Origin of the sequence: Actinomadura sp. SCN-SB (assembly GCF_043906805.1) — a bacterium.
Taxonomy (GTDB): Bacteria; Actinomycetota; Actinomycetes; order Streptosporangiales; family Streptosporangiaceae; genus Spirillospora.
In genome coordinates this window covers 96,719-123,128 of record NZ_JBIMPP010000018.1, presented here as the reverse complement: position 1 = coordinate 123,128, position 26,410 = coordinate 96,719, and the positions used below count along the sequence as shown (strand labels likewise).

At 72.3% G+C, this 26,410-nt stretch carries 23 protein-coding genes; 6 read left to right on the top strand and 17 right to left on the bottom strand.

What is annotated here, in order from left to right:
- The 6 genes from ACGWYJ_RS14855 to ACGWYJ_RS14830 all read right to left on the bottom strand — a co-directional run.
- Positions 1 to 1,962: SpoIIE family protein phosphatase (locus ACGWYJ_RS14855; protein WP_395106537.1), on the bottom strand; the 1,962-nt coding region annotated here is incomplete at its 3' end.
- An 87-nt stretch (positions 1,963 to 2,049) separates the two neighbouring features.
- A complete protein-coding gene (locus tag ACGWYJ_RS14850) occupies positions 2,050 to 2,805 on the bottom strand; it encodes an ANTAR domain-containing protein (RefSeq protein WP_395106535.1) in 756 nt (251 codons plus the stop codon).
- Positions 2,806 to 2,855: 50 nt separating this feature from the next.
- On the bottom strand, positions 2,856 to 3,290 hold the full coding sequence (locus tag ACGWYJ_RS14845; RefSeq protein ID WP_395106533.1) for a CBS domain-containing protein: 435 nt from the start codon (positions 3,288 to 3,290) through the stop codon (positions 2,856 to 2,858).
- 140 nt (positions 3,291 to 3,430) lie between these two features.
- The gene (locus ACGWYJ_RS14840) at positions 3,431 to 3,814 is read right to left on the bottom strand and encodes an SSI family serine proteinase inhibitor (protein WP_395106532.1); all 384 of its coding nucleotides are present in this window, start codon (positions 3,812 to 3,814) and stop codon (positions 3,431 to 3,433) included.
- A 145-nt stretch (positions 3,815 to 3,959) separates the two neighbouring features.
- Entirely contained in the window at positions 3,960 to 4,544 is a 585-nt protein-coding gene (locus ACGWYJ_RS14835; protein WP_395106530.1) for a sigma-70 family RNA polymerase sigma factor, read from the bottom strand.
- A 424-nt stretch (positions 4,545 to 4,968) separates the two neighbouring features.
- Entirely contained in the window at positions 4,969 to 6,432 is a 1,464-nt protein-coding gene (locus ACGWYJ_RS14830) for a hypothetical protein (RefSeq protein ID WP_395106528.1), read from the bottom strand.
- Positions 6,433 to 6,915: 483 nt separating this feature from the next.
- On the opposite strand from ACGWYJ_RS14830, the gene ACGWYJ_RS14825 reads away from it, so the two are divergent.
- Both ACGWYJ_RS14825 and ACGWYJ_RS14820 read left to right on the top strand, forming a co-directional pair.
- Entirely contained in the window at positions 6,916 to 7,812 is an 897-nt protein-coding gene (locus ACGWYJ_RS14825) for a hypothetical protein (protein WP_395106526.1), read from the top strand.
- Positions 7,813 to 7,877: 65 nt separating this feature from the next.
- A complete protein-coding gene (locus tag ACGWYJ_RS14820) occupies positions 7,878 to 9,146 on the top strand; it encodes a hypothetical protein (RefSeq protein ID WP_395106525.1) in 1,269 nt (422 codons plus the stop codon).
- A gap of 6 nt (positions 9,147 to 9,152) precedes the next feature.
- Here the strand turns inward: ACGWYJ_RS14820 and ACGWYJ_RS14815 are convergent, their stop codons facing one another.
- The 6 genes from ACGWYJ_RS14815 to ACGWYJ_RS14790 all read right to left on the bottom strand — a co-directional run bounded on the left by ACGWYJ_RS14815 (position 9,153) and on the right by ACGWYJ_RS14790 (position 15,739).
- Positions 9,153 to 10,079 carry a hypothetical protein gene (locus ACGWYJ_RS14815; protein WP_395106523.1) on the bottom strand — a complete coding sequence of 309 codons (927 nt, stop codon included), beginning with the start codon at positions 10,077 to 10,079 and terminating at the stop codon, positions 9,153 to 9,155.
- A gap of 70 nt (positions 10,080 to 10,149) precedes the next feature.
- On the bottom strand, positions 10,150 to 11,610 hold the full coding sequence (locus ACGWYJ_RS14810; protein ID WP_395106521.1) for a sporulation protein: 1,461 nt from the start codon (positions 11,608 to 11,610) through the stop codon (positions 10,150 to 10,152).
- Between the two features lie 83 nt (positions 11,611 to 11,693).
- Positions 11,694 to 13,085 carry a M16 family metallopeptidase gene (locus ACGWYJ_RS14805; RefSeq protein ID WP_395106520.1) on the bottom strand — a complete coding sequence of 464 codons (1,392 nt, stop codon included), beginning with the start codon at positions 13,083 to 13,085 and terminating at the stop codon, positions 11,694 to 11,696.
- Entirely contained in the window at positions 13,082 to 14,341 is a 1,260-nt protein-coding gene (locus ACGWYJ_RS14800; RefSeq protein WP_395106518.1) for a M16 family metallopeptidase, read from the bottom strand. The genes ACGWYJ_RS14805 and ACGWYJ_RS14800 overlap by 4 nt, the downstream gene beginning before the upstream one ends.
- A 281-nt stretch (positions 14,342 to 14,622) precedes the next feature.
- The gene (locus tag ACGWYJ_RS14795; RefSeq protein ID WP_395106517.1) at positions 14,623 to 14,979 is read right to left on the bottom strand and encodes an anti-sigma factor antagonist; all 357 of its coding nucleotides are present in this window, start codon (positions 14,977 to 14,979) and stop codon (positions 14,623 to 14,625) included.
- A 58-nt stretch (positions 14,980 to 15,037) separates the two neighbouring features.
- Positions 15,038 to 15,739: an ATP-binding protein gene (locus ACGWYJ_RS14790; RefSeq protein WP_395106515.1), complete on the bottom strand. Its 702-nt coding sequence runs from the start codon at positions 15,737 to 15,739 to the stop codon at positions 15,038 to 15,040.
- A 269-nt stretch (positions 15,740 to 16,008) separates the two neighbouring features.
- Here ACGWYJ_RS14790 and ACGWYJ_RS14785 point away from each other — a divergent pair, with 269 nt between their 5' ends.
- Positions 16,009 to 16,830: a helix-turn-helix domain-containing protein gene (locus ACGWYJ_RS14785; protein ID WP_395106513.1), complete on the top strand. Its 822-nt coding sequence runs from the start codon at positions 16,009 to 16,011 to the stop codon at positions 16,828 to 16,830.
- The gene (locus ACGWYJ_RS14780; RefSeq protein WP_285697085.1) at positions 16,830 to 17,123 is read left to right on the top strand and encodes a DUF397 domain-containing protein; all 294 of its coding nucleotides are present in this window, start codon (positions 16,830 to 16,832) and stop codon (positions 17,121 to 17,123) included. The genes ACGWYJ_RS14785 and ACGWYJ_RS14780 overlap by 1 nt, the downstream gene beginning before the upstream one ends.
- Before the next feature lie 135 nt (positions 17,124 to 17,258).
- Here ACGWYJ_RS14780 and ACGWYJ_RS14775 read toward each other — a convergent pair whose 3' ends face one another.
- Both ACGWYJ_RS14775 and ACGWYJ_RS14770 read right to left on the bottom strand, forming a co-directional pair.
- Positions 17,259 to 18,968, bottom strand: coding sequence for a serine/threonine protein kinase (locus tag ACGWYJ_RS14775; RefSeq protein ID WP_395106511.1), 1,710 nt, complete (start codon positions 18,966 to 18,968; stop codon positions 17,259 to 17,261).
- A 187-nt stretch (positions 18,969 to 19,155) separates the two neighbouring features.
- A complete protein-coding gene (locus ACGWYJ_RS14770; RefSeq protein ID WP_395106509.1) occupies positions 19,156 to 19,338 on the bottom strand; it encodes a hypothetical protein in 183 nt (60 codons plus the stop codon).
- A 240-nt stretch (positions 19,339 to 19,578) separates the two neighbouring features.
- On the opposite strand from ACGWYJ_RS14770, the gene ACGWYJ_RS14765 reads away from it, so the two are divergent.
- Both ACGWYJ_RS14765 and ACGWYJ_RS14760 read left to right on the top strand, forming a co-directional pair.
- Complete coding sequence (locus ACGWYJ_RS14765) at positions 19,579 to 22,950, top strand: pyruvate carboxylase (protein ID WP_395106508.1); 3,372 nt, start codon at positions 19,579 to 19,581, stop codon at positions 22,948 to 22,950.
- A 308-nt stretch (positions 22,951 to 23,258) separates the two neighbouring features.
- Positions 23,259 to 24,488 carry a serine hydrolase domain-containing protein gene (locus ACGWYJ_RS14760; RefSeq protein WP_395106507.1) on the top strand — a complete coding sequence of 410 codons (1,230 nt, stop codon included), beginning with the start codon at positions 23,259 to 23,261 and terminating at the stop codon, positions 24,486 to 24,488.
- Here ACGWYJ_RS14760 and ACGWYJ_RS14755 read toward each other — a convergent pair.
- The 3 genes from ACGWYJ_RS14755 to ACGWYJ_RS14745 form a co-directional block, all read right to left on the bottom strand.
- Positions 24,485 to 25,441: a threonine/serine dehydratase gene (locus tag ACGWYJ_RS14755; RefSeq protein WP_395106506.1), complete on the bottom strand. Its 957-nt coding sequence runs from the start codon at positions 25,439 to 25,441 to the stop codon at positions 24,485 to 24,487. The two genes, ACGWYJ_RS14760 and ACGWYJ_RS14755, sit on opposite strands and share 4 nt — an antisense overlap.
- Positions 25,438 to 25,971, bottom strand: a complete 534-nt coding sequence (locus ACGWYJ_RS14750; RefSeq protein ID WP_395106504.1) for a sigma factor — start codon at positions 25,969 to 25,971, stop codon at positions 25,438 to 25,440. Before ACGWYJ_RS14750 ends, ACGWYJ_RS14755 begins: the two co-directional genes overlap by 4 nt.
- 69 nt (positions 25,972 to 26,040) lie before the next feature.
- Positions 26,041 to 26,385, bottom strand: coding sequence for a YciI family protein (locus ACGWYJ_RS14745; RefSeq protein ID WP_395106503.1), 345 nt, complete (start codon positions 26,383 to 26,385; stop codon positions 26,041 to 26,043).
- Positions 26,386 to 26,410: the final 25 nt, after the last annotated feature.

Genomic DNA, 26,410 nt, shown 5'->3' with positions numbered 1-26,410 from the left:
TAGGGCTAGCATTGAGACGTCGTCTCTTAGGTCGCCGGCGCAGAATTCCAGTAGGGCGGATTGGACGGCGTCCAGCATGCTTTGGACGGGTTCGGTTGCGGTCGCGGCCAGGGTTTCCAGGAGGCGTTCCTGGCCGAATTCCTCGCGGTTCTGGTCGCAGGCTTCCAGGATTCCGTCGGAGTGCAGGAAGAGGGTGTCGCCCACGCCCAGGTCGAGGACGTCGGTTCCGGCTTCGAAGTCCTCGAAGAGGCCGAGGGGGACGCCGCCGCGGGACGAGGTGCGGATCACGCCGTCGGAGCGGATCACGATGGCCGGGGGGTGGCCGGCGATGCCCAGGGAGACGAGGACGCGGTCGCGTCGGAGTTCCAGGGTGGTCATGACGGCGGTGACGAAGCGGTCCTCTTCGAGGAGCGCGTCGTTGACGGCCGCCATGACGTCGCGGGGGGTGCCGTACTGGCGGGACATGAGGCGGACGCCGTGGCGGGCCGTGGCGGTGACGGCGGCGGCGTCCTCGCCTTTGCCGCACACGTCGCCGAGGACCAGGCCCCAGCCGTTCTTGGTGCGGAACACGTCGTAGAAGTCGCCGCCGACCTCCGCGCCGTGCGTGGCGGCCGTGTAGCGGGCGGCCAGTGCCACTCCGGGGATGTCGGGGAGGCGGCGGGGGAGCAGGCTTTTCTGAAGGGTTTCGGCGACCTCGGCGCGGCGGCGGTAGAGGCGGGCGGCGCGGATCACCAGGCCGAGGTAGCGGCCCAGGCGTTCGACGACGGTCAGGTCCATCAGGCCGAACTGGCCGTTCTCGCCGCTGGACGCGAGGGTGATCGTGCCGATGCAGCGGTCGCCGTCCTGGACGGGGACGCACAGGACGGAGGTGGCGCCGATGGTGGCGCAGACCGGCTGCTCGTCCGGGTCGGTGCCGAGGACGGCCAGGTCCTCGACGTGGGGGCGCAGGGCGCTCTGGCGGGTGGTGAAGACGATGTGCGGCAGCGTGTCGCGGCAGGGCACGAGTGCCTCGACGGACTGGGCGGCCTCGATGGAGCGCTCGTCCTCGGGGCCCATCACGACCTGCCGGGTCAGCGCTCCGCTGGCGATGGCGGCCTCGACCGGGTCGAGCCGCCCGCCCGGCTGCCAGGGCGTCTGTGTCTGGTGGCCGATGCCGTTCGAGCCGACCAGGTCGATGATCACCCATTCGGCGAGTTCGGTGGCCAGCAGCCGGGCGCAGCGGCGCACCGCCACGGTCTCGTTGAACACCGGTTCGTGCAGCAGGAGTTCGGTGGCGCTGCCGAGCACGTCGAGCCGGTGCACGATCGTGGCGATGGCCACGTCCTCGTCGGCTTGGCATAGCTCCGCGGCGGCGGCCTTGGCCTTCGCGGCCTTGGCGGCGGCGGCCTCGTCGACGGCCGTCTCCTGGCCGGCGGTCGCGACGGCCACGACCATCGGGTCGGGCTCGCCGCGGATCCACACCCGGGCCAGCGTCACCGTGGCGTCCACCGGCTGGTCGCGTCCCAGGAAGCGGACCGGGACGCGGCGGCGCCGCCCGGTGCGGACGACCCCGGCGAGCTGGGAGCGCAGCGCCGCCCGGGTCGCCAGGTCGCAGAACGCGGTGAACTGCTTGCCCGACACGTAGCCGGGCGAGGTGCCCAGCAGGGCCGCCGCCTGGCGGTTGACCCGCCGGACGCTGGTGTCGCGGTCCAGCAGGAACAGCGGGACGGGGGCGTCCTGGAAGACGGTGCGCAGCACCCGTCGCTCGGTTTCGGTGGACGCGCTGCGCCCGGCCTCGTTGGTCTGCTCGGTGCCCACGGAGCGCAGCGCGGTGAGCGCCAGCTCCAGTTCCACCAGCGCCGCGTCGAGTGTGGTCCGAAGGTCGATCTCGGGCATTCCGGCGGCCTGTCTGAGCTCGCCGATGCGGTCCTCGAGATCGACGATCTCCCGCATCATGGTCTCGGGTTCGAGATAGTCGGGCATTGCGGGGGTCTCCTATGGTCCTTGGGTGCCAAGCTGAGACCGGTCGCTCGGTCGCCGAGCGCAGCCTATGCCCTTGACTGGCGTAAGTCAGTCGACGGTGTGATCGATGTCGCGCTCGACGAGTCCTTGGTCGCCGACGATGCGTTGCGCGAGCGCCGTCAGTTTGACGTGACGGGTCTGGGAGATGCGCCGCAGCTCGGCGAACGCCTCGTCGGCGTCGCAGCCCAGGGCGTGCATCAGGATGCCCTTAGCCTGGTCCACGACTGCGCGTGCCTCTACGGCTTCTTGGAGTTGGACGGCGGTTCGGTGGACGCTGCCGTACTGGAGCGTGTTGGACACCGCGTTGCTGCTCTGCGCCACCAGCAGGGAGGCGAGCGCGTGCTGGCCGCGGGCGAGCGCCCGCGGCGACACCCCGAAGAGGGTGAGGGTGACCAGGACGGGCTCCTTGACGTGCGGGGTCGTGGAGAACGTGCGCAGGCCCAGGGCGAGCATGTCGGTGGTGGCCTCCGGCCAGCGGGCCTCGGTCAGGATGTCGTCGGAGCTCACGGCCGTCCGGGTGCGGACCACCTCGAACACCGGGCCGTGCCGGCGGGCGAGCTGGCGGTCGGTGATCTCGGCGAGGTCGGGGTGGCTGGCGGCGGAGGCGAGGGGTTCGGGGCCTTCGTCCAGGTCGTCGGGGATCGCCCAGCGGATGCTGGTGGCGCCGGCGCATCCGGGGACCGCCTGCGGCGCCAGTTCCGACACCCGCCTCAGGGTGCCGATGTCGGAGGACTCGCCGACGATGCCGAGCCTGGCGATCTCCAGTGCCAGCTCGTCGGTGAGCACGGATTCGGTGGGCGGCACCCCTCGACGGTATCCTGCCGGACCGCCACTTCGTACCCCTCGACCGCCGGTCACATGTCCGGCGCGGCCACACTGATGTCGCGGAGGGCGGCCGCGCCGTCGTGCATGGCGCCGTCCGCGAGCGCGAGGTCGCCCATGGTGACGATCCCCACGGGGCGCTGCTGGCGGTCCACGACGGGCAGCCGGCGGATCGCCTCCTCCCGCATCAGGCGCAGCGCCGTGTCGGTGTCGTCGTCCGGGCCGAGGGTGACCGGCTGGGCGGTGCACACGTCGCTGAGCGGGGTGTGCGCGGCGTCCCGGTTCTCGGCCACGCCCCGGATGACGATGTCGCGGTCGGTGACGACACCGCACAGCCGGCCGGAGAGGGTGACGAGGACGTCACCGATGCCCTGGTCGCGCATGATCCGCGCGGCCTCGTAAAGGGTGGCGTCGAGCGGCAGGACGCGTGGCCCGGCCGTCATGACGTCGCCGATTCTCCGGGACACGAAGGCCCTCCCGTTGTCGCGGCTCGTCCGTCTGTGTGGCGCGTGTGTCTCCGGGGGGACGCGCACGCGACGTGTCATGCTCGCACGCACGGTGGCCGGTTCGCACTCGGTCGCGCTGTACCCACCGTGAACGGGCCTATTCAGAAGCGGAAGATCGACCCGGTGCGCGCGGCAAGCTCGCACGGGTTGCCGTACTGGCGGTGATAGTCGACGCGGCGCCCGTGCCAGCGCCCGGTGGCCTCGGCGATCACCGGCGCGTAGATCATCGTGCAGGCGGTGCCGGGCGCGGGGGCGCGTTCGATGGAACCCCCGGTGCGCTCCAGGTCCGCGCAGGCGGCGGCCGCTCGCGGATGGCTCCCGCCGGCCGGGCCGCACCGCAGGTTGACGCTGCGCGTGCCGGGGCCGCGGTCCTCCGGGTGGCTGACGGTGAGGACGAGGGACGCGCGCGGGGCCGTGGCGTTCGCGGGGAGGGTGGGAAGCAGGACGAGGGCCGTTGTGGCGAGTGCGGTGACGGTGGTGCGCATCGCTACTCCGATGTCACTGGGGATGACGAGGTCATCGCTCAATGTAGCGGTGCGGCGGCAAAGAGTGGCGGAGAGAAGGGTGTTCCCGCGGTCACGGGGCAACCGCGGGAACACGATTTGGGGCCCGGCCCCGGCCGGGGGCGGGTCAGGCGGCCAGCGTGTGCGCCTCGCGGTGGTCGGCGAGGGCCTCGCGCAGCTGCTTGCGGCCGCGGTGCAGGCGGGACATCACGGTGCCGATGGGCGTGCCCATCATTTCGGCGATCTCCCTGTAGTGGTATCCCTCGACGTCCGCGAGGTACACGGCGTCCCGGAAGTCCTTGGGCAGGGCACGCAGGGCGGAGACGACGCGGCTGTCGGGGATGCGGTCGAGCGCTTCGGACTCGGCGGACCTGAAGCCTTCGGTGCGCGCCTCGGTGTGGGCGAGCTGCCACTCCTCCAGCTCCTCCGACCCGGCGCGTTGCGGCTCGCGCTGGCGCTTGCGGTAGGTGTTGATGAAGTTGTTGGTGAGGATCCGGTGCAGCCACGCCTTGAGGTTGGTGCCTTCCTCGAACTGGTGGAAGTTCACGTACGCCTTGGCCAGGGTCTCCTGGACCAGGTCCTCGGCGTCGGCGGTGTTGCGGGTCATCCGGACGGCGCTGGCGTACAGCGGATCGGCGAGCGGCAGCACGTCCCGCTCGTAGCGCTCGGTGGCGGGATCGGTCTCGGGAGCGGGCTGCGGCACAGCGGTCATCGTCGCTTCCCCCAATGGATCAGGACCCGGGTAGGGCCGGTCGCGCACGCGCGCAGGGTTGGTACGCGCATGCCGGGCGGATCGGGCCGCCCCCCATGCATGGGTACGCTCCACCGTTTCCGGCCGGTTCGGACTGGGTCTCTGCCGGGTCCTGCCGGATGCCGGCCATGCTCGCTGGGAGGATCGGCCGAAGTGCGGTGGGTTGATCGCTACGTCGGGCGGCACCGCTGGACGGAAAGTCGGCGGGATGTCGCGGGCCTGGGCGATCAAGGGCGCCGGGCGGGCGCCGTTCGCGTTCCCATAGTAGAAGACGCTCAAGGTGTGCTTGAAGGTTGCGCTACCTGGGGTGGTGTCCATCACAGGAAGGTCGAGGGCCCCGGCCGGTGGAGGCGGCCGGGGCCCTCGGAGGGGAGAGAAGAACGGATCATCCGAGCAGGTGGTCCAGCGCCCTCCTCATGATCGCCTTTCTGTCGGAGGCCGACGGGACCTGCTCAAGGCCGAACCCGAGCAGCAGGGTGTCCCGGGTCGCCACCGCCGAGACGGAGTCGACCAGGGCCTCGGTGTGGACGAACTCGCTGGGGTTGCCGGGGCTGCCCGCCGGCGCGCCCGCGATCGTCCACGGGCCCAGCCCGGACTCGAAGCCCTCCGAGTCGTGCAGGCCGCCGGACGTGGTGACCTTCGTCTCGTCCACGAACAGGCCGGCGCCGCCGCTGAACGGGTCGCTCACGTAGGAGATCGACACCTCGACCTGCTTGCCGGCGTAGGCCGATAGGTCGAACGCGGCCGGCACCCAGCCGTTGGAGTTACCCGTGAAGGAGTTCCAGCTGCCGGTGGTCCCCGTGTTCTGGCACGGGTTCCCGCCGGTCAGATAGCGGCCGAGGAACGGGTGCATGGCCATGAAGTAGCCCTGCGAGCACTCCTCCGGCACCCGGTCGCTGGTCCGGCCGTTCTTGTCCGGCAGCGTCGTCCAGTCGTCCCCGCCGGCCGTCCTGGCCTCCAGGATGACGTGGTCGAACCCTGTCTCGGTGCTGTAGGACAGCATCGCCTCCAGGGTCGGCGCCTGCGCCGCGGTGACCGACGTCAGGTCGATCGTGCGGGTCAGCCGCCGCCAGGTGCCGTCGGAGTGCGGGCCCGCCACGTACCACTGGCCGGCGAACGGCTCGGTCGGCGCCGCCGCTCCGAGGTAGTCGCCCGCCTTCCAGCTGCGGAACTGCGGGAACCGCGAGGGCGGCAGCACCGTGGAGGTCACCTGGAAGCCGCCCGCCTCGTTCAGCTGGTTGGTCGGCGTCCCGGCGAGCCCGGCGTCGCTTCCGCGGAACGGGCGGTCCGTCCCGACGAACTGGGTCGGGGCGCCCACCTGCTGCCGGTCGAAGCCGCCGAGCCAGTACTGCAGGAAGTCGTTCGACAGCAGCTCGCAGTCGTCCCGGAAGCTCCGGGTGAGCACGCACGGCCGCTCGGGGTGTCCCTTGAGACCGTAGTGGATGCCGCCGCCGTTGGCCTGGGCCAGCGGGCCGAAGTAGCCGGTGGTCTCCCCGGTGTAGAGCAGCTTGCCGCCCTCGTTGAGGAACGACCGCACCGCCAGCAGCGTGTCCTTGGCGCGGTCGGCCACCTGCGAGTCGGGGAACGCGCCGCCGCCGGCGGTGCGCACCGGCTCGTCGGCCGGGTCCTGGGTGAGCCGGTTGTCGCCCAGGTACCAGACCGCGCCGCGGAAGTGGCTCATGACGCCGAGGTCGTGCGGCGCCCCGTCCTTGTCGATGTCCCACACCAGCGGCTTGTGCTTGGCGGACTTGACCAGGTCGGCGTACTGCCGCGCGTACCGTGGGGCGTTGGTGCCGGCCGGGTAGGCCGGGTTGACGCCCGTGTAGTCCTCGTCCGCGATGACCACCACGTCCGCGCGGTCGCGGTCCCGGACCGTGTAGGTGAACTTCTCGCTGGCGACGCGCTTGCCGTTCTTGGTCCCTTCGAACCAGACCTCGACCCTGTCACCGGGGCGCTGCTTCTCGACCTTGCCGCGGTACTCGCCGTAGTAATGCCGACCGTTGCCGGAAATACCCGCGCGTCATCGCGCCTCCCTGCGTGGATCGCAACGTGGGGCTGCGTGATCGTCTGCCGCACGGGGATGGGGGTCAATGTGGCATCCACTCGGATTGCCGCTTTTGGCCAATTTGTAACGTTTGTACTCCGGGCGGGCCCCCGGAAGGTCGCGGGGGCCGCTTCCGGGCGGTGCGGGGAGGGGTGTAGCCCGTCCTGAATTGCCAGTGTTTTATGGCTGCTGCGACAGATATTTTCCAACGTCCGGATTGCTCTGATCGAAGGAGCGGGGCGGGTCGGCGGATCCGCCGTCCATCGGTTCATGGCCGGGGGGAGCGAGTTGGGGCGGAGTCTGACGCTGCCGGTGCCGGACACCCTTCAGGCGACCTACGCGGTCGTCTTTCCCGCGCCGCCCCCCGACCCGCGCGCTCTCGCACGCGAACGGGTGTCCCGCCTGATCGCCGCGCCGCTGCGCGACCTGGTGCTGCGGATGCTGGACAGCCCGCTGCTCACCCTCGACCTGCGTCCCGCCGCCGAGTTCCCGCCGCTGCCCGCCGACCTGCTGGCCGCGTTCGGCGCCGGCCCGGCCGACCTGGCCGCGATCGCCACGGCCTCGCACCTGCTCGCGGTGCGCGCCGCGTACCGTCCCGGCTGGCCGCCCGCGCACGAGTGGGCCACCCGCGCCATCGCCGGGGCGACGGGCGCGCTCGGCACCGACCGGCCCGTCCCGGTCATCGACGTGTTCACCCCGCAGGTGCTGGACGCGGAACGGATCGAACGCTCACTGCCCGGCCCCGACGGGACGGTACGGCTGACCGACTGGATCCTGCTCCCGCACACCGCGGGCCCCGGCGGCTTCTGGTTCACCACCAAGGGCATGGCCAGGTTCGGGCTGCCCGAACTCCAGACCGAGAACGTTCCGCCCCAGCTCGTGGAGCCCTGGGGACGGCTGCTCAACGGCCTGGCCTCCCGTGTGCTGGGCCTCTGGCTGGACGAGCTCAGCGCCGCGGAGAGGCCGGCCCTCGTCGAGCTGCCCGAGGTCGTCTCCGTCGGGCTCCAGGACGTCGCCGCCGCCCACGGCGTCCAGGAGGAGGGAAACCGGGAGGTGCCGGTCGGGCTCAGGCTGGACGCCGACGAGGAAGGCGGACCTTTGCTGACCGTCCATCCCGCCGGGAACGGTCCCGGCGATCTCGCGGCCCTGTGCGCCGCCCTCTTCGGCACCTCCAGGCCGGCCTGACCGTGCGCCCGCGCATCGGCCGGGCCCGGTTGCCGTGGACACGGCGCAGGGCCGAGTATCGGAAGGTGAGATCCGGCCCGATAGACCGCGACGGGGACACCGGACCCGAACGCGACGACACGTCCGGCGAGCCGCGCACCGCGCCTCAGCGTCCCGTGCCCCATCCCGGCGACATCCGCGTGGCCGGGACGACGGCCCCGGACGTCCTGGCGAAGGGTGAGGCGGACTGGGTACACGTCCAGGGCGCGGCGAGCCCGGAGCAGCCGCCGGGCGGGACGCCCTCGCCCGAATGGCAGCCGGCCAAGGGCGCCGAGCAGAGCGGCCCTCCCCCCGAGCCGCCCGCCTGGGAGCCGCCGCCACCCGAACCGGCCGGCACGTCCCCGGAGGCGACACAGCCGGAAGTGTCGCTCGTCCAGCAGGCCCTGGGCATCGGCGCCGAACCGGAGCCGGCGCCCGAGCCGCCCCGCGTCCCACCGCCACGGGACGATCCCGGCCGCAGTACCGATCCCGGCCGCAGTACCGATCTGAACCGTCAGGCCGACCCCGGGCCGATGAGCAGCCCCGAGCGCCGCAAGACGCTCGTGGAGGCGTTCGTCGCCGAGTTCGTCGCCAGCGCGACCTGGCGCGCCACCCTGGCCGTGCTGGAAGGCGCCTTCCCCGGGCTGGGGATGGCGGCGACGCTGGCACGCCGCGCCGACGAGCTGTTGCGGACGATCGACGGCCTGGACGAGGCGGGGCAGGCCGGGCTCGGCGTCCCCGTCCGGCGGGACGCGAACGGGATGGCGTTCGACCTCAGCGCCCGCGTGCCCCTCGGCCACCGGACGGTCGGATCGCGCGTGCGGGGCGAGCGGGACGCCAGGCCGCGGGCCTCCTGGCCGTACGCGGGCGCGTTCGTGATCGACACCATCGACCCGCTGCGGTACCACCGCGCGGTGGCCGGGCCGGTGGCGCCGAGCGACCGTCCCGGAACGCCGGGCGGCGCGGCCGACGGGCGGGCGCCGCAGGTCCCGACGCCGCCTCCGGGTGAGGAGGAGGACTCCGGCGTCGTGATCGTCGCCCGGCTGGCCTCCGCCGGGCCGCGCGTGCTCGACTCGACGGCGCTGTGGCGGTACGCGGGACGCGTCGTGACCGCCACCCTGCACGATCCGATGCGCCCCGAGACCCGCGTCCAAACGCGCCGCGCGTTGCGCGCCCTGCGGCGGATCGTCTTCATCGACCCGGACCTGGGCCTCGGGATCTGCCTCCAGATCGACGTCACCCGGACGCCGCGCAGCCTGCTCGCCTTCCATGTCGACCGGGACGACGCCCGGGGTCCGCGCTTCGTCTCCCTCTAGCGCGGTTCAGGCCGTCTCGGGAGTGCCGAGCCAGGTCAGGTCCGCCTGCCGGTCGGCGGGCAGCTCCCGGATGCGGGCCGCGGGCTCCCACGGCTCGATGCCCTCCTGGTCCTGCTCGGGAAGCAGCCCGCACAGCATCGTGCCCGCCGTGCGGACGACGGTGAACGCGCCGATCCTGGCGATGCCACCGCCGTGCAGGTGCGCCAGCTCGACCAGCAGCGCGGTCAGGGCGGACGGGTCCCGCGGGTCGTACATGGCGCGGACGTTATGGAAAAGCTCGTCGGCCAGCTCGTCGGGGCGGCGGCCGGACAGGTGGTAGGCCGTCCCCAGGTAGCCGCCGCCGGCGGAGCGGTCGGAGCGCTCCTCCCGCGTACGGACGCGCAGCCCGTACTCGGCGGCGCACCGCTCGTACGCCTCGGCGAGCAGCGCCTCGGACTCGCCCTCCTCGCTGAGCAGCAGGCCCGACACCACGCCCTCGTCGCGGTCCAGGCGTTCCAGCATCTCCTGCCGCAGCTCGGCCACGACCTGCTCGGTGGCGTCCAGGGACCGGGCCAGCGCCTGCCGCGCCTCACGGTCGAGGCCCATCCCGGCCAGCTCGGCCGACAGCGAGCCCAGCTCCTGCTCGACGCGGGCGAGCCGCGCGCCCAGCCTGTCGATGCGGCTGACCACCTCCGGCATCGTCGTCTCCGCCGCGCGCAACGCCCCGGGCGGCGGCTGCGGCGGCTCCGGCCGCGGCGGGATCACGATCCCCGGATGCTCGGTCACCTGCGCCACCTCGGCCTGGAGGGCGTCATGGCGCCGGGCCAGCTCGCCGAGCTGGGCGCGCAACTCCCGCAGCTCCGCCTGCGCGCGGGGCAGCCGCTTGTCGGAGGCGAGGTAGAGCTCGCGCCCGGCGATCGCCAAGCACAGCAGGACCAGGATCAGCGTGGTCATCGGGCCGCCTCCGGACGCGATCGCAACGGTTAGTCTCGTTCACCCTGAGCCGACGGCTGGAGCCGCTCCCTCAGCCGAACAGGCCGCCGAGGAGGCCGCCCAGGATCTCTCCGACCGCGCCCGCGGCCTCGCCCGCGACCTCGTTCACCGCGGCCTTGCCCGCTTCGGCGGCGAGCCCGCCCGCGTACCCGGCGACGGCGTCGCCGAACTGGCCCGCCGGGACGTTCACCGCGCCGCCGATCACGTTGCCGTACGCGTCGACCGCGGCGCCCGCGACCAGCCCGCCCGCGATGCCCGCCGCGGCGACGCCGCCGACCGCGCCGGCGGCGCGCAACCCGTGCCCGTGGTGATGGCCGCCCCGGTACGGGGGCGGGCCGTGGTGGTGATGGACGGCGGGTGGAGGCGGCGGTGGTCCCTGCGGTGCGGGCGGCGGCGGGTACTGGGGACTGGGCGGAGCCGGAGGGTACGGTGCGCCGTGCGCGGGCGGGGGCGGGGGTGTGGGGCCGCCCTGAGCGGGGCCGGGTGCCGGGGGAGGGAAGGGTCCCTGGCCGGGTTGCCCGTAGGCGCCCGGTTCGCCGTACGAGGCCGCCGCTGGGGCGGGCATGCCGTGCTGTCCGGGAGGCCCGGGTGGCGCGGGTGGCCCGGGTGGCGGCGGGAAGGTCGACGGGCCGCCGCCAGGGGGAGGCAGCGGCGGGCTCTGGAACGAGCCCGGGGTCGGCGCGCCGACGTTCGGCGAGCCCTGCCGTGACGGCCCGGCCTGGCCCTGCCCATGTCCCTGCCCATGGGAGCGCGGGTGGGACGCGGCGGTGTCCAGCCATTCGCGGATCTTGGTGAACCAGTCGGTCTCGGCGGACTCGGGATGCTCGACCGAGAATTGCGCCGCCGCGCCGCCGGAGCCGCCCGAGCGGGGGTCGGCCACCAGGACGAACGCCATATTGCGCGGGCTGGCGACGAAGCTCAGCCCCACCTCGCCGACGCGCCCCTCGTACTGGGACGGCGGCGCCAGCCGGATCTCCTGGTAGAACGGCAGCTGCTGCGGGACGCCGGCCAGCTTGGACCGCTCGAACGCGACGTTGCGGATCCTGAAGCCGAGCCGGGCGATGGCCGCCAGCACCCACTGCTGGGACTTGAGCGGCTCCACCGAGATCGGGTCGACGTCACCGGGATCGGGCGCCCCCTTCACGGCGACCTCGGTGCACAGCCCGATGGTGAAGCCGGGCAGCTCGCGCCCCAGCACCGTGGTGAACGGCAGCTCGTACGGCAGCGGGATGGAGAACGACAGGTCGCGCCGCTGACCGGGCTCCAGCCGGAAGGCACGGGTGAGCGCGCCGCGGTAGACCTCCGGGCCCGCCGTCTCGCCGCCGTAGCCGTTCTCCATGCGCGGCATCAGCGCGATCGTCACATTCCGGATGTCGGCCGGCCGCGCGCCCCCGGCGAGATGCACCTTGCCGGCCACGACGCCGCCGGGACGGCAGTTCGGCTCGGACAGGATGGTCTCGACGGAGACGCCGGCCGTCTGGCCATAGGACACAGGCCGTTCCCTTCTCGCGACGCCACGGGTTGATCCCGCATCGGTCAGACGGTTACCACGATGCCACCGGTTCGGTCCGGTCACTACTCCGTGGGCGGCTCGCCCGGAGCGGGCTCGGTGGCCGAGACGGTGACGGTGGCGTAGCCCAGGCTCTCCAGGGGTTCCTTGATCTGGCCGGCGTCCCCGACCGCGATGACGGTCAGCGCCTCCGGGTCGACGTGCTCGGTGTACGCGCGGGTCACCTCGTCGGGCGTCGCGGCGCGCACCGCGTCGAGGTACCGGCGCGGGTAGTCGGCGCCGAGGTCGTTGGCGGCGGCGTCGGCGAGCTCGGCGGCGACCGCGCGGGCCGTCTCGTACTCGGCGGGGGCGCGGTCGGCCAGCGCGCGGACGGACGACCCCGTCTCCTCCTCGGAGACGCCCCGCGAGATCACTCCGCGCATCCCCTCCAGCGCGTCGGCGAGGGCGTCCGCGGTGACCTCGGTGTGCACCGCGCCCTGCGCGATGAACAGGCCGCAGTGCCGCAGCCTCAGCAGCCCGGCTCGCACGCCGTAGGTGTAGCCCTTCTCCTCGCGGAGGACGGTGTTCAGCCGCGAGGTGAGCCCGCCGCCCAGCACGTGCGCCGCGACCGCCAGCAGCGGCCAGTCGGGGTGCGAGCGCTTCGGCGCGCCATGGCCGATGCTCAGGTACGTCTGCACCGATCCGGGACGGTCCACCACGACGATCCGCGGCCCCGTCGTCGGCATGATCGCGTCGGGGCGGGGCAGGGGCGCGCCCGAGGCCGCCCAGCCTTCGAGGGCGCCGGTGAGCGCGGCGTCCACGTCCACGCCGGACAGGTCGCCCGCGACGACCGCGGTGGCCTCAGCGGGGACGATCGAGGTGTAGAACGCGCGAACCCGCTCGCCCCGGATGGCCTCCACCGACTCGGGGCCGCCGCCGGTCGGGCGGGACGCGCGGGCCTCGGCGGGGAACATCGCGGCGCGCAGCTCGCGCATGGCGCGCGAGCCGGGGTCGGCGTCGTCCTGCGCGATCTCCTCCAGGCGCTCCCTGACGAGGCGGCGCACGTCGGAGTCGGCCAGCGCGGGCTCGCGCACCACCGAGGACAGCAGTTCCAGCGCCGGGCCGAGCCGGGTCACCGGCACGTCCAGCGCGATGCGGAGCGCGGTCAGGTCGGCCGACGCGTACAGGCTGGCGCCCAGCCGCTCGAACGCGGCGGTCAGCGCGGTGCCACCACCGGGTTCGGTGCCTTCCAGCAGTGCCCGCGCCGCGAGCGTGGCGACGCCGTCCTCGCCCTCGGGCTCGCGCCCGGCACCGGCGTTCAGGACGAGCCGCACCGCCGCGAGGCGCCGGCCGGGCAGGTCGCAGCGGAGCGTGGCGGGGCCGTCCCCGGGCACCGTGCCCTCGGTGCCCACGGGGAACGCCCACGCGGGAACGGGACCGGGAACCGGACGGGGCGCCAGGGCCAGTTCGTTCGTCACGAGGCCGTACCTCCATAGGTCAGCACGGAGCGTCCACCCGGCTTGAGCCACTGGGCCGCCATGTCCTTGATCTGGGCCGCGGTGACCGCCGCCGCCCGTCCCGGCGCGGTGAACACGCGGGCCGGGTCGCCGAACTGGGTGGCGTTCTGCGACAGCGCGTTGGCCAGCCCGGTGACCGTCTCGGTCTGCTCCAGGAAGCCGCGCTCGGCCTGCGCGGTGGCGCGCGCCGCCTCGTCGGCGTCCGGGCCGTCGGTGGCGAACCTCTCCAGCTCCTCGTCGAGCACCTCGGCGATCTTCCGCGGGTCCGGGCCGATGGCGTCCACGATGGCCAGGGAGGGGCCGCCGACCAGCCGGGTCACCCCCGCCCACACCTCGGTGGCGATCTCGTCGCGGCGCACCATCCGGTCGTAGAGCCGCGAGCCCGAGCCGCCGCCGAGGATCTCCACGGCCAGCTCGGCCGCCTCGATGTCGGTGCCGCCGTCGGTGGGCAGCGGGAACATCGCGAAGTAGGCGGGCGAGGGCACCTCCTCGTCCACCGCCTCCTCGCGCACCTCGCGGAGCGGCTCCAGGTCGCCGGGACGGGCCGGCGGCGCCTCGGGCCCGGCGGGGATGCCGCCGAAGTACCGCTCGACCGCGGCGAGCGTCTCCTCGGGGTCGACGTCGCCCACGATCGACAGCACCGCGTTGCCCGGCGCGTACCAGGTGCCGAAGAAGTCGGCGCAGTCCTCCAGCTCGGTGGCGTCCAGGTCCTCCATGGAGCCGATCGGCGTGTGGTGGTACGGGTGGCCGCCGGGGAAGGTCAGCGCGCACAGCCGCTCGAACGCCGTCCCGTACGGCTGGTTGTCGTAGCGCTGGCGCCGCTCGTTCTTCACCACGTCGCGCTGGTTGTCGAGGTTGGCCTGGGTCAGCGCGGCGGGCAGCGTGCCCATCCGGTCGGCCTCCAGCCACAGCGCCAGCTCCAGGTGGCTGACGGGAACCGTCTCGTAGTAGTTGGTGCGCTCGAAGGACGTGCTGGCGTTGAAGGTGGCGCCGGCGCTCTCCAGCAGCGCGGCGTGCTCGCCTTCGGCGACGTTGGCCGAGCCCTGGAACATCAGGTGCTCGAAGAGGTGCGCCAGCCCGGTGCGGCCGGCCCGCTCGTGCCGCGAGCCCACGCCGTACCAGATGTTGACGGCGGCCAGCGGTACGACATGGTCCTCGCAGACCACCACGCGCAGGCCATTGCCGAGCTTGTGCTCATGCAGCGGCTGTTCTGCCACGAAGGCTCCCGTCCGGTCGATGGATCGGTTGACCGACAGCACCGCGCGCGTTCGGCGGGGAGAGCGCCCCCGCGGCGGGCCTGATCTCTGCCCTCACGGTACCGGGTCACGGCAGGGGAGGCAGCGAGTGCGCGAGCGTCGCCGGGACGGGCGGTGCCGCGGCGTGCGAAGGCGGGCGAAGAGGGGGGAGACGGCCGGAGACGGGGGAAGCGGGAGGGATGGGAGGCGGTGGGCGGGAGGAGAAGAGAGAGAAGAGAGGTAGAGAGGAGAGAGGTACCGAGTCAGGTGGAGGAGGACTCGCGGGCGGCGATGGCGTCCTCCAGTGAGGGGTGCAGGACGAAGATCTTGGTGAGCTGGGTGACGTGGAAGACGCGGCGCACCCGGTCGTTCGCCCCCACGAACGACATCGTCCCGTCCCGCGCGCGCAGCCTGTGGTAGATGCCCACCAGCACGCCGAGCCCGGTGGAGTCCAGGAACGTCACCTCGCTGAGGTCCACCACGAGGTGCCGGGCGCCGTCGCCGTCGATGATGTCGAGCAGCTTCTCGCGGAGCTTGGGGCTGGTGAAGACGTCGATCTCTCCCCTGATCGTGACGACCGTGACGTCCTTCTCGGTCCGGTTCTCGACCGCGAATTCCACGGCACCTCCCGCGTCCTACCGATGATTTTGTGATCGGTTGGCGTATACCCGGATACGGCTAGGGAGAACGGAACAGCGCCCAGACGACCTTGCCCTGGGGCAGCCCGCACCAGCCCCAGCGGGTGCTGAACGACTCGACCAGATGAAGCCCGCGCCCGGTCTCGGCGATGTGGTCGGGCTCGCGGCGCCGCGGCGCCTCCGGGCTGGAGTCCATGATCCCGCAGAGCAGCCAGGGGGCGTGGTACAGCATCCGCAGCCGGATGCCGCTGGGCGCGGGGCCCGCCGGTCCGGCCTCCAGGTCCGTTCCGAAGCGCGTCGCGAGGCCGCCGGTCGCGAAGCAGCCCCCGGCGAACCCCCTCCCATGCCCGAGACCGGGCGCGTGCCTGGTCGCGTAGGCCGCGGCGTCCCAGACGGTGGGGGCCGTGCTGTGCCGCAGGGCGTTGGTGACCAGTTCGGACACCACCAGGCCGACGTCACTCGTCAGCGCGCAGGCGCCCCAGCCCTTCAGCCGGGAGATCGCGAAGTGCCGGGCCTCGGTGACCGACTCCGGCTCGGGGAGGACGCTGAACGAGACGGTGGGGGCGGACAGGTTGACCAGCGCCCACAGGGCCTCCTTCAGCCTGGGCGGGAGGTCGCACGCCTCGGGGACCGGTTCCGGCTCCGCGGTCTCCGGTTCGGCGGCACGGTCCAGCGGCCCCGACGGTTCGGCGACGGAGGCCACCTCCCATCGCGTGCCGTTCTGCGCTTGACGTGACGTCATTCCCCGGACCCCGCAGAGTGATCTCGTTGTGCAGCCGTGGCTCGGAAGTCTCGTGCGTTATCCTGCGCATCGTAGCGTGCGAATGCAAGGCCCAATGCACGTGCATCCGAACGGGCATCAGGTTCCCTGTCCGGGTTGGGCGCTGATGATCGGAGGTAATCGCAGGACAGGCACCGCAGTGGCACACTAAGTTCGCTGTCCGCCGATGAGCCGGGAGGTTGGGCGTGACTCCAGATTCGCCGGGAGCCGGGTCGACGGTTCGCCGCATCATGCTCGGCTCCCAGCTGCGCAGGTTGCGCGAGGACAAGGGCGTCAGCCGCCAGGAGGCCGGGTACACCATCCGCGCCTCCGAGTCCAAGATCAGCCGACTGGAGCTCGGGCGGGTCAGCTTCAAAGAACGTGACGTGGACGACCTGCTCACGCTGTACGGCGTCGAAGACAAGGAAGAACGCGAGGCGCTGCTACAGCTGGCGCGGGACGCCAACACCCCAGGCTGGTGGCACCGATACAACGATGTCCTTCCCGGCTACTTCCAGACCTACGTCGGGCTGGAGGAGTCGGCCGCGCTGATCCGGACCTACGAGCTCCAGTTCGTCCCGGGTCTGCTGCAATGCGAGGGCTACGCGCGTGCGGTGATCAGGCTGGGCAACGCCGGTGCGGCGGATCACGAGATCGAGCAGCGGGTCGAGCTGCGCATGCAGCGGCAGGAACGGCTGACGGGCCCCGACGCCCCGAGGCTGTGGGCCGTGCTGGACGAGGGCGCGCTCAGGCGGCCGATCGGCGGCCCCGAGGTGATGCGGGAACAGTTCGAGCATCTGATCGAGATGTCCAGGCTGCCCAACATCACCGTCCAGGTGATGCCGTTCAGGTTCGGCGGGCACGCGGCCGAGGGCGGTGCCTTCTCCATCCTGCGCTTCCCCGACCAGGACCTGCCCGACGTCGTGTACGTCGAGATCCTCACCGGCGCCATGTACCTGGACAAGCGCGACGACGTCGACACCTATCTGCAGGCGATGGAACGCCTGTGCGTCGACAGCGCCACACCCGAGCGCACCGTCGAGCTTCTCGGCCAATATCTCAGAGAGACATGATGCTCAAGACCGACGAGGGCCAGAACTCTCACGAGGACCCCTACGAGGGGTTCTACGACAACGGGATGCCGGCGACCGGCCTGCGGGGCGCCCGCTGGCTCAAGAGCCGCCGCAGCAACTCCCAGGGGAACTGCGTCGAGATCGCGGAACTGCCCGGCGGGCGGGTCGCCATGCGCAACTCCCGCCACCCCGAGGGTCCCGCGCTCATCTACACCAGACCCGAGATGGAGGCCCTGATCCTCGGGGCCAAGGACGGCGACTTCGACCATCTGATCGCGTCGTCGACCAACTGACCGACCTGCCCCGCTACCTCTGACCCTTCGATTCCCCGCACCTTCGATTGTCCGAATGCCATCGCCGGGCGCACCCCGCTAACGCGCCCGGCCTGAGTTCCCGCCGCCTCGCCCGCGCCGGGCGGAACCCTCGGATCAGCCGCAGTTGGCGTACGACGAGGTGTACGAGCCCGAGCCGACCCGGACGCACTTCCCGGGGGCGTAGACGTACACCGGCCCCGCGTACCAGGAGAACGACCCGCTGTCGGTGACCCTGCTGCCGCCCTGGGCCTGGATCCACACCGACACCGAGGTCGGGCGTCCCACGTTCTTGGACTTGAGCATCACGGCGCAGTTCTTCTTCGTGCCGTTGCTATAGAGCTGGTAGACCCGGCCGCCCGCCACGGCCATCGAGCGCTGCACGTAGTAGCCACTGCCGCAGACCTGCGTGGCGGTGTACTTCTGTGCGGGTTCCGGGGCGGGTTCGCCTCCGCCACCGCTGCCACCGCCTCCGCCGCCGTTATCTCCGCCGCCGGTTCCTCCGCCACCGCCGCCGCCGGGGGTGCTGGACTGCCCGCCTCCCGGCCGCTGCGGCGCGGTGGTGCCCTTGGGTTTCTCGCCGGGGGCCCGCGAGGTCCTCGGATCTCCCGGGAGGTGGTCGGCGTCGCCGCCCGCCGCGTTCTCCTGCGGCGCGGTGGCGTCCTGACCGCCCGTGCTGCCCGCCTCGGCCCGCTCCGGCCCGTCGCCGCCGGACCGCGTCGCCGCCCACACCGACCCGCCGGCCAGGAGCGCGGCCGTGGCCGCCGCCGCGATGATCGGGATCACCATCCGTCCCCGTCCCCGCCGCTCCGTTCCGAGGGGACCGTGCGGTTGCGGCGCCGTCGTCCCGCGGCCACCGGGTTCCGGACCCCCTTGCGGGCCGGACGGAGCGGGCGCGAAGGGCGGGGAGGGGAACGCGTTCTGGACGGGAGCCGGAGGCGGCGCGAAGGCGGCAGGGGCCGGGGAAGGCGCGAAGGCGGCCGGGTCGGGCAGGGCCCCGCCCGAGGCGCCGACGAGCCTCTCCTGCGCCTCGCGCGCTGTCGGACGGCGCCCGGGTTCCTTGTCCAGGCACGCGGCCACCACCTCGCGCAGCGGGCTGGGCAGGTCGCCCAGGTCCGGGTCGAAGGTGATGATGCGGTGCATCACCGCCGCCATCTCGTCGTTGCCGAAGGCGGGCCTTCCGGTCGCCGCGTACACCATCGTGGTGCCCCAGGCGAACATGTCGGCGGCGGGGCCGATCGCGCCGCCGGTGAAGTGCTCGGGCGCCATGTACGCGGGCGTCCCGACGTTCTGCGTCTCACCGGCCGCGCCCAGCGCCCTGGCCACCCCGAAGTCGATCACGCGCGGGCCGTCCGGGCCCATCATCACGTTCTGCGGCTTGAAGTCGCGGTGCACGATCCCGGCCTGATGGATCGCGTACAGGGCGGTGAGCGTGCTCATCGCGAGCCGTTCCAGCGCGCCGCCGGTGCGCGGCCCCTCGGCCTGGACCAGCCGGTGCAGCGATTGTCCCGGGACGTACTCGCTGACGATGTACGGCTGGTCGCCCGCCAGGTCGGCGTCCAGGACCTGCGCCGTGCAGAACCTGGCCACCCGCTTGGCCACGTCCAGTTCCCTGACGAACCGCGCCCGCGCCGGATCGTCGGCGCGCAGCCCCGCGTGCAGCAGCTTGATCGCGACAGGTTCGGCCTGCTCGTCCCCGGCTCGCCGGCCGAGGAACACCGTGCCCTGGCCGCCCTCGCCCAGCCTGCCCAGGATCTCGTACCCTCCGAGCCCGGCCGGGTCCCCCGGCTGCAGAGGATGGGCGTCGGGCATCGTCCTGTCCGTCACACCACTCTCGCTTCGTCACTTCCCGCACTTGCACGTGTGCGGGCCCAGACTATTCGTCCCGCGAGGTTCGTGCGTTCGAAGCGGACCGTAGGGCATGAACGGACCGGACAGCGCGAAGGGCCCCGCGCGAAACAGGCGGATTCGACACGCGCGGGGCCCTTCGATCGTCGGTCGGGCCGATCGTCGGTCAGGCCGGGTCGGGCGTCCGCCGCGACGGGCGGTGCTCCGCCCGGCCGCCGTCATGGCCCGGTGGACCCTCCACTCCATGGCCGCGTTCCAGGCGGGCGGCGACGGCGAGGGCGCGCAGCGAGGTGGACCTCACCTGCTTGCGCCGGGGATGAAGCCTGAGCTTGAGGATGCTGCTGGGCACGGGAATACCTCCGGGATCGCGCGCATCGCGGATCGATGTGGTTCACCCACCTCAACAACCAAGATCGCCACCCGTATTCCGAATCCGAGTTCACTTTCTCGATCGGGCGGTGTGGAGGGCCCAGGGGCGGGGGTAAGAGTCAGGGCGAAACGGGCGCACGTTAGGTTGGGGGCGCTCGACGTCGAGCCCCGCGTCATGACCACGGCGGCCGCCGCCTGACCGTCTCCTGGGAGTTACGCCGTGATCCAGAAGGTGCTCGTCGCCAACCGGGGCGAGATCGCCGTCCGGGCCTTCCGCGCCGCCTACGAGCTGGGCATCTCCAGCGTCGCCGTCTACGCCTACGAAGACCGCCTGTCGCTGCACCGGCAGAAGGCCGACGAGGCGTACGAGATCGGGGAGCACGGCCATCCCGTGCGCGCGTACCTCGACGTGGACGGGATCGTCGCGACCGCCCTCAGGGTGGGCGCGGACGCCGTCTACCCCGGCTACGGCTTCCTGTCCGAGAGCCCCGAGCTGGCCGAGGCGTGCGAGCGCAACGGGCTCACGTTCGTGGGACCCCCCGCCTCGGTGCTGAAACTGGCCGGGAACAAGATCGAGGCGGTCGCCGCGGCACGGCGCGCCGGCCTCCCGGTGCTGCGGTCCGCGACGCCCGCCCCCGGGTCGGAGGAGGCCGCGGCCGACGAGGTCGGCTTCCCGCTGTTCGTCAAGGCGGCGGCCGGCGGCGGTGGGCGCGGGCTGCGCCGCGTGGACCGCCGCGAGGACCTGGCGCCCGCCGTGGACGCGGCCCGCCGCGAGGCGGAGAGCGCCTTCGGCGACCCCACGGTGTTCCTCGAACAGGCCGTGGACCGTCCCCGGCACATCGAGGTGCAGGTGCTCGCCGACGGCGCCGGGCACGTCGTCCACCTGCGCGAGCGGGACTGCTCGGTGCAGCGCCGCCACCAGAAGGTCGTGGAGATCGCGCCCGCGCCGCGGCTGGACCCGGCGGTGGCCGAGCGGTTGTGCCAGGACGCGGTGCGGTTCGCCCGCGAGATCGGCTACGTGAACGCCGGCACCGTGGAGTTCCTCGTGGACGCGCAGGGCCGGCACGTCTTCATCGAGATGAACCCGCGGATCCAGGTCGAGCACACCGTGACCGAGGAGGTCACCGGCGTGGACCTGGTGCAGAGCCAACTGCGCATCGCGGGCGGCGAGACCCTGGCCGACCTGTCGATCTCCCAGGACGACGTGCAGGTCTCCGGGTACGCGGTGCAGTGCCGGATCACCACCGAGGACCCGGCCAACGGCTTCCGCCCCGACACCGGCAAGATCTCGGCGTACCGGTCGCCGGGCGGCGCCGGGGTGCGGCTGGACACCGGCACCACCCACGCGGGCGCCGTCGTCACGCCCCACTTCGACTCGATGCTGGTCAAGCTGACCTGCCGGGGACGGACGTTCGAGGACGCGGTGCGGCGCGCACGGCGGGCCGTCGCGGAGTTCCGCATCAGAGGCGTCGCGACCAACATCCCGTTCCTCCGCGCCCTGCTGGACGAACCGGACTTCCGCGCGGGCGGGGTGACCACGGCCTACATCGCCGAGCATCCCGAGCTGCTGACCGCGCGGTCGAGCGGCGACCGCGCGACCCGGCTCGTCCGGTACCTCGCCGACGTCACCGTGAACAAGCCGAACGGCGAGGCGCCCACCGAGCTCGACCCGCAGAGCAAACTGCCGCCGCTCGACCTGACCGGCCCGCCGCCCGACGGCTCAAGGGAGCGGCTTCTCGCCCTCGGCGCCAAGGCGTTCGCGGAACGGCTGAGGGCCCAGACCGCGCTCGCCGTCACCGACACCACGTTCCGCGACGCCCACCAGTCCCTCCTGGCCACCCGGGTGCGGACGTACGACCTCGTGTCCGCCGCACCGTACCTGGCGAGGATGACCCCGCAACTGCTCTCACTGGAGGCGTGGGGCGGGGCCACCTATGACGTGGCGCTGCGTTTTCTGGGCGAGTCCCCCTGGGACAGGCTGGCCGCCATCCGCGAAGCCGCGCCCAACCTGTGCCTTCAGATGCTGCTGCGCGGGCGCAACACCGTGGGTTACACCCCGTACCCCGACTCGGTCGCACGCGCCTTCGTCACCGAGGCGGCCAAGACGGGCGTGGACATCTTCCGCGTCTTCGATGCCCTGAACGACGTGGAGCGCATGCGTCCCGCGATCGAGGCGGTCCTGCAAACGCACGCCGTTGTCGAAGGCACCCTCTGCTACACCGGCGACCTGTCATCCCCCGGCGAGAAGGTCTACACGCTGGACTACTACCTGCGGCTCGCCGAAGAACTCGTCGAAGCAGGCGTCCACGTACTGTGCATCAAGGACATGGCCGGGCTGCTCAGAGCCCCGGCCGCCCGCACCCTCGTCACGGCGTTGCGCGAACGGTTCGACCAGCCGGTCCACCTCCACACGCACGACACCGCGGGAGGGCAGCTCGCGACCTACCTCGCCGCCATCGACGCGGGCGTCGACGCCGTGGACGGGGCCGCCTCCCCGCTCGCCGGCACCACGAGCCAGCCACCGCTCCAAGCCATCGTGGCGCACACCGACTTCACCGAACGCTCCACAGGGATCGACCTGGACGCGCTCACCGCCCTGGAGCCGTACTGGGAAGCGGTACGCAAGCTGTACGCGCCGTTCGAGATGGGCCTGCCCTCACCCACCGGACGGGTGTACCGGCACGAGATCCCCGGCGGCCAGCTCTCCAACCTCCGCCAGCAGGCCGTCGCGCTCGGCCTCGGCGACCGGTTCGAGGAGGTCGAACGGCTCTACGAGGCCGCCGACCGGATTCTCGGCCGGCTGGTCAAGGTCACCCCGTCCAGCAAGGTCGTCGGCGACCTCGCCCTCCACCTCGTCGCCGCGGGCGCCGACCCCGACGACTTCGCCGCCAACCCCGCCCGGTACGACGTCCCGGACAGCGTGATCGGCTTCCTCAACGGCGAACTCGGCGACCCGCCCGGAGGCTGGCCCGAGCCGTTCCGGACACGGGCCCTGACCGGGCGCCGCCACACCCCCGCCCGCGCCGAGCTCACCAGCGACGAGGAAAAGGCGCTCGCCGGCCCCGACATCCGCGACACCCTCGACCGGCTCCTGTTCCCAGGCCCCGCCAAGGACTACCGCGAATCCCGTGCCGCCTACGGCAACCTCTCGGTGCTGCCCACCGGGGCGTTCCTGTACGGGCTACGCCCAGGCCACGAGATCTCCATCGACCTGGAACCGGGCGTCAGGGTGCTGGCCGGGCTCGAAGCCGTCGGCGAGATCGACGAAGCCGGCGTCCGGCAGGTCATCTGCACCGTCAACGGGCAGCTCCGCACCCTGGCCGTACGCGACCGCTCCGTCGTGTCGGACGCCCCGCCCGTCGAACGCGCCGACCCGTCCGAACCGGGCCACGTGCCCGCGCCGTTCGACGGCTCCGTCACCCTGCGCGTGGCCAAGGGCGATCAGGTCGAAGCGGGCGACGTGGTCGCCACCATCGAAGCGATGAAGATGGAAGCCTCGATCACCGCCCCCATCGCCGGAACCATCACCAGGCTGGCCGTACCCGAGGCAACCCAAGCCCAAGCAGGGGACTTGCTGGTAGTGATCTCCTGAAGCTGTGACATATGTGGGGGCTCCCCCCCTGCACCCCCGTTGGGGCGTCGGGGTGGTTGTTGCGGGTTGGGGGTTGGTTGTGCCTTGTTGGCTACATCTTCGCGGGTTGCCGATCTCCTCCGCGGGTCTGATGACACCATGGGTGTTGCCCGAGAAGACTGATTTCGGGTACTTGGTGTGCACGAGAAAGTGATGGGATGGCGGCGGTCAGGCGGGGTGCGGGGGGCGCTCGGGGTCGGGTCCGGCTCACCGCGGTCGTGGCGGCACTGGCATTCGGGGTGAGCGCGGGAGCGGCTGCTGGTCCGGGCGTGGGGGGCCAGGTCAAGCAGGCCGTTGTCGCCTCGTACCGGCAGCCCTACGCCGACCCACAGGTCGGCTCGTATGACAAGGCGAAGCTGCGCGTCACCCTGGACGCGACCCATGCGGCGGGCATGTACGGCCTGTACTCGGCCGTGCGCCATGACGCGGACTCCTGGAGCGGTGCGGCCGGGGTCGCGGATGTGCGGACCGAACGCCCCATACGGGCGGGCATGGAACACCGGGTGGGAAGCGTCACCAAGACGTTCACCGCTACGGCCGTGCTCAAGCTGGTCGAGCAGGGGCGTGTCCAGCTCGACGCACCCATCGGGAACTACCTGCCGGAGACGGTGCCCGGTGCGCGTGGGCAGCAGATCACCGTGCGGATGCTGCTCAACCACACCAGCGGGATCGCCGACTACATCGTGTACGTGTTCCCGTCCCTGCGGAGTCTGTCGCCGAGGAGCCTGGATGGGGGGCGCTTCGACACCCTGCGTCCGGCGCAGCTCGCCGCCTGGGGGCTGGCAGGGCCGCCTACCAACTCTCCAGGGGCGTCCTGGTCGTACTCCAACACCAACTACGTCATTCTCGGGCTGCTGCTGGAGAAGGTGACCGGGATCAAGGCCGAGACGTTCATCGACCGGAACGTCATCAAGCCGGCGGGGCTGAAGCACACCTATTTCCCTAGGACGCCCTATGTAGAGGGGGCGCACTCCCGGCAGTACGAGTCGCTGTACGGGTACGCCGACCCGCCCCGTGAGTACAGCGTCTACAACATGTCCTGGGCCGGTACGGCGGGTGCGCTGGTGTCCACCATGGATGACCTCAACCGCTTCTACCGTGCCCTGCTCACGGGCAGGCTGATCGGGACGGGCGCCCTGACCGAGATGCTGCGGACCGTCCCCGTGCGCGACCCCAGCGGCACAACCGTGCTGAACTACGGGCTCGGCCTGTACGCGCTCGACCTTCCTTGCGGCAGGTTCTGGGGCCATGACGGGGTTGTCTTCGGGGCGGGCACGCAGGCACTGTCCAGCCCTGATGGCCGCCGGCAGGTGGCGCTCGGCTTCAACCGCACCAAGTACCAGAAGCTGAACGGGCAGGGCGTGCCGGTGCCGCACGCCATCGACAACGCCTTGGGCGCGCACATCGCACAGGCCCTCTGCGGAGGCCGCAGTACGTTCGCCGTGCCCGACCGTCCCCCGATCCTGCCGCTGCCCCTGAGATTCCTGGGTTCGCGCTAGGCCAGGTCGTCGGGGCTGGTGTTGGCGCCGCAGAGCAGGACGGCGACACGTTCGCCTTCGGCGGGGCGGTACGCGCCGCTGGCGAGCGCGGCGGCAGCGGTGGCGCCGCTGGGCTCCACCACCAGGCGGTACTCCTCCCAGAGGCGGCGGCGGGTCGCGCTGATCGTCTCGTCGGTGACCAGCACGGAACGGACGCCCGCCCGTGTCACGGCGGCGTAGGGGATCTCCCCGAGACGGCTGGCCCCGAGCGCGTCCGCCGCCACCCCCGACACCTCCACGTGCACGGGCTTCCCTGCCTGTAGTGCCGCGTTCAGGGTGGGGGCGTTATGGGGCTCCACGCTCACGACCTCGGCCCTTCCGTCCAGGGCGGTGGCGACCCCGGCGATCAGCCCGCCGCCTCCGACCGCGACCAGGACGGTGTCGATCTCACCCTTGGTCTGCTCCATCAGCTCCAAGGCGATGGTGCCCGCGCCCGCGCACATCTCGGGCTGGTCGTAGGGGTGGCAGAAGAGAGCTCCCGTGTCCTCTTGGCGCTTGATGGCGGCCTCGTAGGCGTCGGCGTACTTCACCCCGACCTGAACCACGGTCGCGCCGAGCGCGCGCAGCCTCGCCACCTTCACGGCAGGCGCGGTCTCCGGCACGTACACCTCGGCCTTGGCGCCCACCTGTGAGGCGGCGTACGCGAAGGCCAGGCCCGCGTTCCCGCCGGACGCCGCGACGATCCCCGCCTCCGGGAGCTCGTCCGCCTCGAAGGCGGCCAGGATGCGGTTGAACGCTCCCCGGGCCTTGAAGGAGCCCGTGTGCTGGGTGTGCTCCAGCTTCCACCACATCGTGCCCGCCACGCCCGGGTCCTGCGGAACGAACGCCGCGAGGTCGAGCCTCATCACGGGCGTCCTTCGGACATGGCCCGCGATCCGCCGCGCCGCGTCCTGGACGTCCGAAACTTCGATCATGTCAACCTCTCGCTCGCCGCCCTCTTCTCGAGGGCGGCCCGTTCGGCGGCGTTGCGGGTCAGGGACGCCGCGCGGGCGAACTCGGCCCGCGCCTCCACGTACCGGCCCAGCCTGGACAGCAGGTCACCGCGCACACTCGGCAGCAGGTGGTACTTCAGGCGGAGCACGTCGTCCTCGATGCGGTCCTCGTCCAGGACGGCGTCGACGTCCTCGCCGGGCCCCGCGGCCTCGCCGGTCTCCTGGCGGTGGCCGATCTCCTCCAGCTTGCGGTCGAGCGTCCGGTCCCGGCGGATCCGGTCCACGGCGCGGCGCTTGGCGATGGTCATCAGCCAGGCGCCCGGATTGTCCGGGACGCCGGTCCGCGGCCACTGCTCCAGCGCCGTGACCAGCGCGTCCTGCGCCAGTTCCTCGGCGAGCCCGACATCGCGCACCATCCGGGCGACCCCGCCGATGATCCGGGCGGACTCCAGCCGCCACACCGCGTCGATGGTCCGGTGGACGTCGGGACGGCCGGGATCGGTGATGCTCACGCCGACGATGAGAGCAAATGCCACGGCCCCGGCGCAAACCGCGCGCCGGGGCCGTGGGTTGCCCGTGAATCACTGCCCGGGGATGTCCTCGGGGCCGAAGACCTGCTGGATGACGCCCTCGCCGTCGCCGACGATGGCCCAGAACCGCTTGGACAGCTCGATGGCCTCCTCCTTGCTGCGCACTTCGATCAGCGCGAAGCCGACCACGACCTCCTTGGCCTCGGTGTAGGGGCCGTCGGTCACGGTGATCTTGCCGCCGGAGGACGTGATGTGGGTGGCCCGCGGGTCCAGCCCGCCGGTGGCCGGCAGCACCCCGGACTTGCTCATCTCCTCGATGAACCGGCCCATCTCCTCGGCCTGCACCGCGTCCGGCGGGCCGCCCGCGGTGTCGGTGGTCATCATGAGGAACCGCATCGTCTCTCCTCTGCCGTCGAGGGGG